Source organism: Streptomyces sp. NPDC002446 (assembly GCF_053595675.1).
Genome location: NZ_JBSFYC010000127.1, coordinates 1 through 12542 on the forward strand (window position 1 = coordinate 1; position 12542 = coordinate 12542).

General features: G+C 71.4%; 9 protein-coding genes and 1 pseudogene. All 10 read left to right on the forward strand.

Annotated features, from left to right (window positions below; translation table 11 throughout):
* Positions 1 to 252 (forward strand): annotated as a pseudogene (locus tag ACWD6P_RS36005) (ABC transporter ATP-binding protein); the annotation flags it as partial.
* Positions 253 to 703: 451 nt separating this feature from the next.
* Positions 704 to 1570 carry a squalene synthase HpnC gene (gene hpnC / locus ACWD6P_RS36010; protein WP_451448444.1) on the forward strand — a complete coding sequence of 289 codons (867 nt, stop codon included), beginning with the start codon at positions 704 to 706 and terminating at the stop codon, positions 1568 to 1570.
* The gene (hpnD, locus tag ACWD6P_RS36015; RefSeq protein ID WP_451448436.1) at positions 1567 to 2520 is read left to right on the forward strand and encodes a presqualene diphosphate synthase HpnD; all 954 of its coding nucleotides are present in this window, start codon (positions 1567 to 1569) and stop codon (positions 2518 to 2520) included. Before hpnC ends, hpnD begins: the two co-directional genes overlap by 4 nt.
* Positions 2521 to 2617: 97 nt before the next feature.
* On the forward strand, positions 2618 to 4027 hold the full coding sequence (hpnE, locus tag ACWD6P_RS36020; protein ID WP_451448437.1) for a hydroxysqualene dehydroxylase HpnE: 1410 nt from the start codon (positions 2618 to 2620) through the stop codon (positions 4025 to 4027).
* Positions 4028 to 4080: 53 nt separating this feature from the next.
* Entirely contained in the window at positions 4081 to 5145 is a 1065-nt protein-coding gene (locus tag ACWD6P_RS36025; protein WP_451448438.1) for a polyprenyl synthetase family protein, read from the forward strand.
* Between the two features lie 147 nt (positions 5146 to 5292).
* Complete coding sequence (gene shc, locus ACWD6P_RS36030) at positions 5293 to 7344, forward strand: squalene--hopene cyclase (protein WP_451448439.1); 2052 nt, start codon at positions 5293 to 5295, stop codon at positions 7342 to 7344.
* Positions 7344 to 8003: a phosphorylase family protein gene (locus tag ACWD6P_RS36035; protein ID WP_451448440.1), complete on the forward strand. Its 660-nt coding sequence runs from the start codon at positions 7344 to 7346 to the stop codon at positions 8001 to 8003. Before shc ends, ACWD6P_RS36035 begins: the two co-directional genes overlap by 1 nt.
* A gap of 5 nt (positions 8004 to 8008) precedes the next feature.
* Positions 8009 to 9034: an adenosyl-hopene transferase HpnH gene (hpnH, locus tag ACWD6P_RS36040; RefSeq protein ID WP_451448441.1), complete on the forward strand. Its 1026-nt coding sequence runs from the start codon at positions 8009 to 8011 to the stop codon at positions 9032 to 9034.
* An 82-nt stretch (positions 9035 to 9116) separates the two neighbouring features.
* Positions 9117 to 10997, forward strand: a complete 1881-nt coding sequence (dxs, locus tag ACWD6P_RS36045) for a 1-deoxy-D-xylulose-5-phosphate synthase (RefSeq protein WP_451448442.1) — start codon at positions 9117 to 9119, stop codon at positions 10995 to 10997.
* Positions 10994 to 12370: an aspartate aminotransferase family protein gene (locus tag ACWD6P_RS36050; RefSeq protein ID WP_451448443.1), complete on the forward strand. Its 1377-nt coding sequence runs from the start codon at positions 10994 to 10996 to the stop codon at positions 12368 to 12370. Before dxs ends, ACWD6P_RS36050 begins: the two co-directional genes overlap by 4 nt.
* Positions 12371 to 12542: the final 172 nt, after the last annotated feature.

The following is a 12542-nucleotide window of genomic DNA, read 5'->3' on the forward strand; positions in this document are numbered from 1 at the left end:
GCGGCCAAGGACCACGACGTCCTGATGATCGACGAGGCACTGGCCACCGGCGACCGCAGCTTCCAGAAGCGCTCCGAGGCCCGCATCCGCGAACTCCGCAAGGAAGCCGGCACCGTCTTCCTCGTCAGCCACAACAACAAGTCCATCCGCGACACCTGCGACCGTGTCCTGTGGCTGGAACGCGGCGAGTTGCTGATGGACGGGCCGACCGACGAGGTCATCAAGGCCTACGAGAAGGAGTCGGGCAAGTAGTCCCACTCACACCGGAAGGCCTCCGCGAGTCCGCCGCGCGGGGGCCTTCGAACGGTTGGGGGATGGTCAACTGCAGCGGGGCCGGGAACGGTTCGGGGCGCGGCCGGCGTTGACCGGATGGCTGTCTCGGGGTTCGGACCCGCTCGGACGTGGGCGAGAGGTACGGCGTAAGCTGTACGGGTATCGAACAGTACAAGTGGTATATGTCGGGCATAGCTCACCCAAGAGGGCGATGAGGGCTCGATCGGGGCGCGTCGCCAGCTGCGGCGTGTCCGAAATAGGATGTTTTAGCTTGGCGGTGTAGAACGGGAGACGTGACGGCAATGGCTACTGGTTCGCTCCGGCACCGAAATGCGCCGGGCAGCCCCCGGTGAGCCGAGACACCGAGCGGGCGCGTCGCGCCTTCCCCCGAAGGGCGGCGGCGGGTGACGGGCGGGACCACACGCGCACCGTGCTCGATCAGGCCGCACACGAGAACTTCCCGGTCGCGCCGTTCTTCCTGCCCCGCGTCTGGCGGGCCGACCTGATGGCCGTCTACGGCTTCGCCCGGCTCGTCGACGACATCGGTGACGGTGATCTCGCGCCCGGCGGCGGCGATGCCGTACTCCTGGGGCTCGACCGCGCCCAGTACGACGACAGGCCCGCGCTGCTGGACGCCCTCGAAGCGGACCTGCACCGCGTCTTCAGCGACCGCGCCCCCGGCCCCAAGCATCCGCTGATGCGCCGCCTCGGTCCGACCGTGCGCCGCTGTGAGCTGACCCCCGGGCCCTTCCTCGGCCTGATCGAGGCCAACCGCCAGGACCAGCGGGTGAGCCGCTACGCCACCTACGACGACCTGGTCGCCTACTGCGAGCTGTCCGCCAACCCCGTCGGCCGGCTCGTCCTCGGCGTCACCGGCACGTCGAGCCCCGAGCGGATCCGCCGCTCCGACGCGGTGTGCACCGCTCTGCAGATCGTCGAACACCTCCAGGACGTCGCCGAGGACCTCGGGCGCGACCGCGTCTACCTCCCCGCCGAGGACATGAAACGCTTCGGTGTCACAGAGGCCGATCTGGCCGCCCCGAGCGGGGGCGCATCGGTGCGCGCGCTGATCGCTTACGAGGCGGAACGCGCCCGTGAGCTGCTGAATGAAGGCACCCCGCTGGTGGGTAGCGTCCACGGCAGACTCAAGCTGCTGCTGGCCGGCTTCGTGGCCGGCGGACGCGCCGCACTCCAGGCGGTGGCGGCCGCCGAACACGACGTACTCCCTGGACCGCCCAAGCCGACCAAGCTCAGCCTGCTGCGCGAGCTGGGGGCGACATTGCGAAGAGAGGGGTGAGCCGGACCGTGGAGGCAACCGCACACGCGTCCGCGCCGGTGCTCGCTGCATATCGCTACTGCGAGGCCATCACCGGGCAGCAGGCACGAAACTTCGCCTACGGCATCCGGCTGCTGCCGACCGACAAGCGACAGGCCATGTCGGCGCTCTACGCCTTCTCCCGTCGGGTCGACGACATCGGCGACGGCAATCTGGAGCCCCTCGCCAAGCAACAGCGCCTGGAGGACACCCGGGCGCTGCTGGCCCGTATCAAGGACGGCCGGATCGACGAGGACGACACCGACCCGGTGGCCGTCGCACTCGCCGACGCCGCCATGCGCTTTCCCGTCCCGCTCGACGCGCTCGACGAGCTGATCGACGGCGTGCTGGCGGACGTCCGTGGCGAGACCTACGAGACCTGGGACGACCTCAAGGTCTACTGCCGCTGCGTCGCCGGCGCCATCGGCCGGCTCTCGCTGGGAGTGTTCGGCACGGTGCCGGGCGCACCGGACGCCGAGCACGCCTCCGAGTACGCCGACACCCTCGGTCTCGCCCTCCAACTGACCAATATTCTCAGGGACGTTCGCGAGGACGCCGGCAACGGCCGTACCTACCTCCCCGCCGAGGACCTCGCCAAGTTCGGCTGCTCGGCCGGTTTCGCGCGTCCGGTACCGCCGGCCGGCTCCGACTTCAGCGGCCTGGTGCACTTCGAGGTGCAGCGCGCCCGCGCGCTGTTCGCCGAGGGCTTCCGGCTGCTGCCGATGCTCGACCGGCGCAGCGGCGCCTGCGTCGCCGCGATGGCCGGCATCTACCACCGCCTGCTCACACGGATCGCCGCCGACCCCGAGGCGGTGCTGCGCGGCCGGGTCTCGCTGCCCGGCCGGGAGAAGGCGTTCGTCGCGGTGCGCGGGCTGTCCGGGCTCGACGCGCGGGCGATCGGCCGCCGGCAGGCCGTCAGGAGGCGCGGATGATGCGGGCCGCGAACGACAGCGGTGACCCCGCGTCAGCAGGGCGGGCAACCCTCCCCGGGGCGGCTGCGTCCATGAGACACGTACGGGGGGAGAACGCATGACATCGCAGACCGCGACCGCGGTCGTCATCGGCGGCGGCCTCGCGGGCACGACCGCGGCGCTCGCGCTGGCCGACGCGGGGCTGCGGGTCACCCTCGTCGAGGGCCGGCCGCGCCTGGGCGGACTGGTCTTCTCCTTCCGCCGCGACAGCGCCGCCGGCGAGCTGAGCGTCGACAACGGCCAGCACGTCCATCTGCGCTGCTGCACCGCGTACAGCGGCCTGCTGGAGCGGATCGGCGCCACGGATCTGGTGCCCCTGCAGGACCGCATGGACGTACCGGTCCTGGACGCGGACCGGATGCGGCTGGGGCGGCTGCGCCGCACGGCCCTGCCCGTCCCGCTGCACCTCGCCGCGAGCCTCGCGGGCTATCCGCACCTGTCCCCGGCCGAGCGCGTCGGGGTGGTCCGCGCGACCCTCGCGCTCAAGGGCCTCGACCCCGCCGACCCCGCGCTGGACGGCATCGACTTCGGCAGCTGGCTGCGCCGCCACGGCCAGTCGGCCCGCGCCGTCGAGGCGCTGTGGGACCTGGTCGGCATCGCCACCCTCAACGCCCGCGCCGCCGACGCGTCCATGGGCCTGGCCGCCAAGGTCTTCAAGACCGGCCTGCTGTCCGACCCGGGCGCCGCCGACATCGGCTGGTCCCGCGTCCCGCTCGGCGACGTCCACGACACCCTCGCCCGCGCCGCGCTGGAGAAGGCCGGGGTGCGCATCGCGCTGCGCACCCGCGCCGGCGCCCTCGCCCGCACGGACGACGGCTGGCGGGTCGCGGTGGAGAACGGCCCGCACGGCACCGAGCAGCTCACCGCCGGCACCGTCGTCCTGGCCGTACCGCAGCGCGAGGCCCATGCCCTGCTGCCCGACGGGGCGCTGACCGGCCAGGACCGGCTGCTGGACATCAAGACCGCCCCGATCCTCAACCTCCATGTCGTCTACGACCGCAAGGTGCTGCGCCGCCCCTTCTTCGCCGCGGTCGGCTCCCCGGTCCAGTGGGTCTTCGACCGCACGGAGGCATCCGGGCTGCACGGACTCCCCGAGGGGGCAGGCTGCCAGTACCTGGCCGTCTCGCAGTCCGCCGCGCAGGAGGAGATCGACCAGCCGGTCGCCAAGCTCCGCGCCCGCTACCTGCCCGAACTGGAGCGGCTGCTGCCCGCCGCCCGGGGCGCCAGGATCCGCGACTTCTTCGTCACCCGCGAGCGCACCGCGACCTTCGCGCCCGCCCCGGGCGTCGGCAGGCTCCGCCCCGCCGCCCGCACCCAAGCCCCCGGCCTGTACCTGGCCGGTGCGTGGACCGCCACCGGGTGGCCCGCGACCATGGAAAGCGCTGTTCGCAGCGGCACTGCCGCCGCTCGCGAGGCACTCAACGAACTCGGCTTCCCCCAGGGCCAGTTGCCTCAGGAGGCGGCATGAACACGAGTACGAGCGCTCGCACGAGCACGAGCATCGGAAACAGAGGAGAAACCGTGAATCCGGCTTCCCCAGCTATCGACACCGAGAGCGTCACCGCGCTGCTGGAGCGCGGGCGGACGCTCGCCACTCCCGTGCTGCGTGCCGCCGTGGACCGGCTCGCTCCTCCGATGGACACCGTCGCCGCCTACCACTTCGGCTGGATCGACGCCGAGGGCAACCCCAGCTCCGGGGACAGCGGCAAGGCGGTACGGCCCGCGCTCGCCCTGCTGTCGGCCGAGGCCGCGGGGGCGGCCCCCGAGGTCGGCATCCCCGGCGCGGTCGCCGTCGAGCTGGTGCACAACTTCTCGCTGCTGCACGACGACCTCATGGACGGCGACGAGCAGCGCCGGCACCGCGACACGGTGTGGAAGGTGCACGGCCCCGCGCAGGCGATCCTCGTCGGCGACGCGCTGTTCGCCCTCGCCAACGAGATACTGCTGGAGCTCGGCACGGTCGACGCCGGCCGCGCCACCCGCCGGCTCACCCTGGCCACCCGCAAGCTGATCGACGGCCAGGCGCAGGACATCTCCTACGAGCACCGCGAGCGGGTCACCGTCGAGGAGTGCCTGGAGATGGAGGGCAACAAGACCGGCGCGCTGCTGGCCTGTGCCGTCTCCATCGGTGCGGTCCTCGGCGGCGCCGACGACCGCACCGCGGACACCCTGGAGAAGTACGGCTACCACCTCGGCCTCGCCTTCCAGGCCGTCGACGACGTGCTCGGCATCTGGGGCGACCCGGACGCCACGGGCAAGCAGACCTGGAGCGATCTGCGCCAGCGCAAGAAGTCGCTGCCGGTCGTCGCCGCGCTGGCCGCCGGCGGCCCGGCCTCCGAGCGGCTGGCCCAGATCCTGGCGGCCGACGCCAAGAAGAGCGAGACCGAGATCGCCGACTTCACCGAGGAGGAGTTCGCCTCCCGCGCGGCCCTCATCGAGGAGGCCGGCGGCCGCGAGTGGACCTCCCAGGAGGCCCGCCGCCAGCACGCCACCGCCATCGCCGCGCTGGACGAGATCGAGATGCCGGAGAAGGTCCGCGCACAGCTGGTCGCCCTCGCGGACTTCGTCGTCGTACGAGAGAGATGATCACTATCGACACCGAATAGATCGCAGTCGCCGGCCGGTGCCTGGAGGTACTCCCCCAGCTACCGCTGCCTTTCGGGCAGTGGGGGAGGGCACCGGCCGACGGAATCCCTGAGCACGCTTTGACAGTTCACTGCAGAAGGGGAAGCCATGACAGCGACGACCGACGGAAGCACCGGGGCGCTGCCGCCCCGGGCCCCTTCGGCCAGCGATGCCACCGCTGAGACAACCGAATCCGGCCACGGCACACACCCCGCCTTACTCCACGACACGGCGGAGGCGGCCCGGCGCGCGACCGCACGCGCCACCGACTACCTGCTGTCCCTCCAGGACCCCACCGGATGGTGGAAGGGCGACCTCGAGACCAACGTCACGATGGACGCCGAGGACCTGATGCTCCGCCAGTTCCTGGGCGTCCAGGACCCGAAGCTCACCGAAGCGGCCGCCCGCCACATCCGCGGCGAGCAGCAGGAGGACGGCACCTGGGCCACGTTCTACGGCGGGCCCAGCGAACTCTCCGCCACCATCGAGGCCTATGTCGCCCTCCGGCTCGCCGGCGACGAGCCCGACGCACCGCACATGGCCAAGGCCTCGGCCTGGGTCCGCGCACACGGCGGAGTCGCCGCCGCCCGGGTCTTCACCCGCATCTGGCTGGCGCTCTTCGGCTGGTGGAAGTGGGACGACCTGCCCGAACTCCCGCCGGAGCTCATCTACCTTCCCAAGTGGTTCCCGCTCAACATCTACGATTTCGGGTGCTGGGCGCGGCAGACCATCGTGCCGCTGACCATCGTCTCGGCAAAACGCCCGGTGCGTCCGGCGCCGTTCGCCCTCGACGAGCTGCACACCGACCCCCGCCGCCCTAGCCCGCCGCGGCCGCTCGCCCCCGCCACCAGCTGGGACGGCGTCTTCCAGCGCCTCGACAAGGCGCTGCACCTCTACCACAGGGTCGCCCCGCGCAAGCTGCGCGGCGCCGCGATGCGCTCCGCCGCCCGCTGGATCATCGAACGGCAGGAGAACGACGGCTGCTGGGGCGGCATCCAGCCCCCCGCCGTGTACTCCCTCATCGCCCTCCATCTCCTCGGCTACGACCTCGACCACCCCGTACTGCGCGCCGGCCTGGAGTCGCTGGACCGGTTCGCCGTATGGCGCGAGGACGGTCCCCCTGGGCCTGACGGCCCGGGAGGTGCCCCCACCAGGATGATCGAGGCCTGCCAGTCGCCCGTGTGGGACACTTGCCTGGCCACCATCGCGCTCGCCGACGCCGGGCTGCCCGCCGACCACCCCCAGCTGGTCAAGGCCGCCGACTGGATGCTCGCCGAGCAGATCGACCGGCCCGGCGACTGGAGCGTCAAGCGGCCTCAACTGCCCTCCGGCGGCTGGGCGTTCGAGTTCGAGAACGACAACTACCCGGACATCGACGACACCGCCGAGGTGGTGCTCGCGCTGCGCCGGGTCCGGCACCCCGACCCCGAGCGGGTGGAGACCGCGGTGCGCCGCGCGGTGCGGTGGAACTTCGGGATGCAGTCCAGGAACGGGGCCTGGGCCGCGTTCGACGTCGACAACACCAGCCCGTTCCCCAACCGCCTGCCGTTCTGCGACTTCGGCGAGGTCATCGATCCGCCGTCGGCCGATGTCACCGCCCATGTCGTGGAGATGCTCGCCGACGTCGGCCGTACGCACGACCCGCGCACCCGCCGCGGCATCGCCTGGCTGCTGGCCGAACAGGAGCCCAGCGGAGCGTGGTTCGGCCGCTGGGGCACCAACTACCTCTACGGCACGGGCTCGGTCCTGCCCGCGCTCGCCGCGGCCGGCATCCCCGCCGCGCACCCCGCGGTCCGCCGCGCGGTGCGCTGGCTGGAGCAGGTGCAGAACGACGACGGCGGCTGGGGCGAGGACCAGCGGTCCTACCGCGACAAGGAGAAGTGGGCCGGGCGGGGCGCCTCGACCGCCTCGCAGACCGCCTGGGCGCTGATGGCCCTGCTCGCCGCCGGCGAACGGGACGGTGAGGCGGTGCGGCGCGGCGTGCGGTGGCTCACCGGGACCCAGCGCGAGGACGGCTCCTGGGACGAGCCGTACTTCACCGGCACGGGCTTTCCCTGGGACTTCTCCATCAACTACCACCTCTACCGACAGGTCTTCCCGCTGACGGCCCTGGGCCGCTATCTCCACGGGGGACCGGCAGGTGCCGCGGTGGATGCCTGATGCGGCTCCCCGCGGACGCGGACCCGCCGCTGCTGGTCGCCTGTGCGCTCGGCATCGAGAGGTGGGCGCTGCGCGGGGGAGCGGACCAGACGCCGGGGGGCGCGCGGCCGCCGCTGGTCGTGCTCCGTACGGGCATGGGCCCCCGGGCGGCCGAACGCGCCCTGGCCAAGGCGCTGGCTGAGGGCACGATCAGCCCCTGCACACCCGTCGTGGCCAGCGGATTCTGCGCCGGCCTCGCCCCCGGGATGCGTCCCGGGGACGTGGTCGTCGCCGAGGCCACCCGCGACCACCGGCCCGGCGTACCGGACCTGGCGTGCCGTGACAACGGCCCGCTGCTGCAGGCCCTGCGGCAGCGCGGCCTGACCGTGCACCGCGGTCTGCTGTGCGGCTCCGACCATGTCGTCCGCGGTGCCGAGCGGGCCCGGCTGCACGCCGCCGGGGCGATCGCGGTGGACATGGAATCCGCCGCCACGCTGCGCGCGGCGCAGACCGGCGGCCGACGTCCGGTTGCGGCCGTCCGGGTGGTCGTGGACGCTCCAGAACATGAACTCGTACGTATCGGCACCGTCCGCGGTGGAATATCAGCCTTCCGAGTGCTGCGCTCCGTAGTTCCTGTCTTCTATGAATGGCACCGTTCTTTGCTGCTCCCCTGGAGGTGAGCCAGATGGCCATGCCGCTCCGTCAGTCCATCCGGGTCGGGACCTATCTTTTTGAACAGAAGATGATTCGCCGGCGCGAGAAATTCCCGCTCATCGTCGAGCTGGAACCCCTCTTCGCATGCAATCTGAAATGCGAGGGCTGCGGGAAGATCCAGCACCCGGCGGGGGTGCTCAAGCAGCGGATGCCGGTGGCGCAGGCGGTCGGCGCGGTGCTGGAATCCGGGGCCCCGATGGTCTCCATCGCCGGTGGCGAGCCGTTGATGCATCCGCAGATCGACGAGATCGTGCGGCAGCTGGTGGCGCGGCGGAAGTATGTCTTCCTGTGCACCAACGCGATGCTGCTGCGCAAGAAGATGGATGATTTCACCCCCTCGCCGTATTTCGCGTTCGCGGTGCACATCGACGGGATGCGTGAGCGGCACGATGAATCCGTCGCGAAGGAAGGCGTATTCGACGAGGCGGTGGCGGCGATCAAGGAAGCCAAGCGGCGCGGCTTCCGGGTCACCACCAATTCCACCTTCTTCAACACCGACACCCCGCAGACCGTCATCGAGGTCCTCAACTTCCTCAATGACGATCTGCAGGTCGACGAGATGATGCTGTCGCCCGCGTACGCCTACGAGAAGGCCCCCGACCAGGAGCACTTCCTGGGTGTCGAGCAGACCCGGGAGCTGTTCAAGAAGGCCTTCGCGGGCGGCAACCGGCGCCGCTGGCGGCTGAACCACAGCCCGCTCTTCCTGGACTTCCTGGAAGGCAAGGCGGACTTCCCGTGCACGGCCTGGGCGATCCCCAACTACTCGCTGTTCGGCTGGCAGCGCCCGTGCTACCTGATGAGCGACGGCTACGTCCCGACGTACCGGGAGCTCATCGAGGAGACCGACTGGGACAAGTACGGCCGCGGCAAGGACCCGCGCTGCGCCAACTGCATGGCGCACTGCGGCTACGAACCGACCGCCGTCCTCGCCACCATGGGCTCCCTCAAGGAATCCCTCCGGGCGGCCAAGGAGACCGTTGCGGGCAACCGCGGATGACCCGATGAGCCGGGGAGCCCGCTGTCCGGAGGGCGCCCCGGCCCCCGGTCAGCCGAACGAGCAGAGGGGGGAACGACCCACCATGACGATGCTGGAACACATCCGCGAACCGCGCGACCTCAAGGCGCTCCCCGATGGGCGCCTGCCCGAACTCGCCGAGGAGATCCGGCACTTCCTCGTGCAGGCCGTCGCCCGCACCGGCGGCCATCTGGGCCCCAACCTCGGCGTGGTCGAGCTGACCATCGCCCTGCACCGGGTCTTCGACTCGCCCGCCGACCGCATCCTGTGGGACACCGGCCACCAGTCCTACGTCCACAAGCTCCTGACGGGACGCCAGGACTTCTCCAAGCTGCGGGCCAAGGGCGGCCTGTCCGGCTACCCCTCACGGGCCGAATCCGCCCACGACGTGATCGAGAACTCCCACGCCTCCACCGTCCTGGGCTGGGCCGACGGCCTGGCCAAGGCGAACCAGGTGCGCGGCAAGGACGACCATGTCGTGGCCGTCATCGGCGACGGCGCGCTGACCGGCGGCATGGCCTGGGAGGCGCTCAACAACATCGCCGCCGCCAAGGACCGCCCGCTGATCATCGTCGTCAACGACAACGAGCGCTCCTACGCACCGACCATCGGGGGCCTCGCCGACCACCTCGCCACCCTGCGCACCACCGACGGCTACGAGAAGTTCCTGGCCTGGGGGAAGGACGTCCTCCAGCGCACCCCGGTCGTCGGACAGCCGCTCTACGGGTCGCTGCACGGCGCCAAGAAGGGCTTCAAGGACGCCTTCGCGCCCCAGGGCATGTTCGAGGACCTGGGCCTGAAGTACCTGGGACCGATCGACGGCCATGACATCGCGGCCGTCGAATCCGCGCTGCGGCGTGCGGCGGGCTTCCACGGTCCGGTGCTGGTGCACTGCCTCACCGAGAAGGGCCGCGGCTATCAGCCGGCCCTGGAGGACGAGGCGGACCACTTCCACACCGTCGGGGTGATGGACCCGCTGACCTGCGCGCCGGTGGCCCCGTCCGGCGCGCCCAGCTGGACGTCCGTCTTCGCCGACGAACTGGTGCGCATCGGCGCCGAGCGCGAGGACGTCGTGGCCGTCACGGCGGCGATGCTGCAGCCGGTCGGGCTCGGCAAGTTCGCCGAGGCGTTCCCCGACCGGGTGTGGGACGTGGGCATCGCCGAACAGCACGCCGCGGTCTCCGCGGCCGGGCTGGCCACCGGCGGACTGCACCCGGTCGTCGCGGTCTACGCCACCTTCCTCAACCGCGCCTTCGACCAGGTCCTGATGGACGTGGCGCTGCACAAGTGCGGGGTCACCTTCGTCCTGGACCGGGCCGGGGTCACCGGCACCGACGGCGCCTCGCACAACGGCATGTGGGATCTGTCGGTGCTCGGTGTCGTACCGGGGCTGCGGATCGCCGCCCCGCGCGACGCCGACCAGCTCCGCGCCCAGCTGCGCGAATCCCTCGACGTGCACGACGCGCCGACCGTCATCCGCTTCCCCAAGGAGTCGGTGGACGACCCGATCCCGGCCCTGGAGCGGATCGGCGGCGTCGACGTCCTGCACCGCACACCGCACCCGGACGTACTGCTGGTCGCCGTCGGCGTGATGGCCCCGGTCTGTCTGCGGGTGGCCGAACTGCTCGCGGCGCGCGGCGTCGACGCGACCGTCATCGACCCCCGCTGGGTCAAGCCGGTCGACGAGACCATCTGCCGGCTCGCCGCGCGGCACGCGATGGTGGCGGTCGTCGAGGACAACATCCGCAACGGCGGCGTCGGCTGGGCCGTCGGCCAGGCGCTGCGGGATGCCGGCATCGACGTGCCGCTGCGCACCTTCGGCCTCCCCGAGCAGTTCCTGCCGCACGCCAGGCGCGGTGAGCTGCTGGCCGACCTCGGTCTCACCCCGGCCGAGATCGCCGGCCGGATCAGCGCCGCGCTGGCCCGTAAGGAGAGCACGTCGTGACCGGTTTCGATCTGACCAAGCTGCTCGCCGAGCGCGGCGCCGAGGGCTATGACCTGCACAGCCGCCACCTCAACCACCAGCTCCCGCGGATGCTGCACACCATCGGCTTCGACAAGGTCTACGAGCGGGCCGAGGGCGCCTACTTCTGGGACGCCGACGGCCGGGACTATCTGGACATGCTCGCCGGCTTCGGAGTGATGGGCCTGGGCCGGCACCATCCCGTCGTCCGCCAGGCGCTGCACGACGTCCTGGACGCCCAGCTGCCCGACCTCACCCGCTTCGACTGCCAGCCGCTGCCCGGTCTGCTCGCCGAGAAGCTGCTGGCCCACGCGCCCCACCTGGACCGGGTCTTCTTCGGCAACAGCGGCACCGAGGCCGTCGAGACCGCCCTGAAGTTCGCCCGTTACGCGACCGGCAAACCGCGCGTCCTCTACTGCACCCACGCCTTCCACGGCCTGACCTGCGGCTCGCTCTCCGTCAACGGCGAGGACGGCTTCCGGGACGGCTTCGCCCCGCTGCTGCCGGACACCGCCGTCGAGATGGGCGATCTCGCCGCGCTGGAACGGGAGTTGAAGCGCGGCGACGTGGCCGCCTTCGTGGTCGAGCCCATCCAGGGCAAGGGCGTACACCCCACCCCGCCCGGATTCCTGCGGGCCGCACAGGAGCTGCTGCACCGGCACAAGGCGCTGCTGATCGCCGACGAGGTGCAGACCGGCCTCGGCCGCACCGGCGACTTCTTCGCCTACCAGCACGAGGACGGCGTCGAACCGGACCTGGTGTGCGTGGCCAAGGCGCTGTCCGGCGGCTATGTCCCGGTCGGTGCGACCCTCGGCAAGGACTGGATCTTCAAGAAGGTCTACTCGTCCATGGACCGGGTGCTGGTGCACTCCGCCAGCTTCGGCTCCAACGCCCAGGCGATGGCGGCCGGTCTCGCGGTGCTCGCGGTGCTGGAGGACGAGCAGATCGTCGCCCACGCCCGGCACACCGGTGAGCTGCTGCGCTCCCGGCTCGCCGCGCTGATCGGCAGATACGAGCTGCTGCACGACGTACGGGGCCGCGGCCTGATGATCGGCATTGAGTTCGGCCGGCCAAGGTCCCTCGCCCTGCGCAGCCGCTGGACGATGCTGCAGGCGGCCCGCAAGGGCCTGTTCGCGCAGATGGTGGTGGTGCCGCTGCTGCAGCGGCACCGCATCTTGACCCAGGTCTCCGGCGACCACCTGGAGGTCATCAAGCTGATCCCGCCGCTGATCATCGGGGAGCGGGAGGTGGACCGGTTCGTCGAGGCGTTCACAGCCGTCATGGACGACGCCCATGGCGGCGGCGCCCTGATCTGGGACTTCGGCCGAACACTGGTCCAGCGGGCGCTTCGCTGATCCGCTGCGCTTTGCCTGCTGCCCACGTTTTCGGCTTTCCCGCCGTGGGGGTTGCGCTTGTTTCGCCTGCGGCGGGCGGTGCGTGCCGCTGCGCGGGGCTTTTCGGGGTGCGGTGTCGGTCCTCCGGGGCAGGGTGTCCGGACTGCTTCGCTTTACGTCCGGACACCCTGCC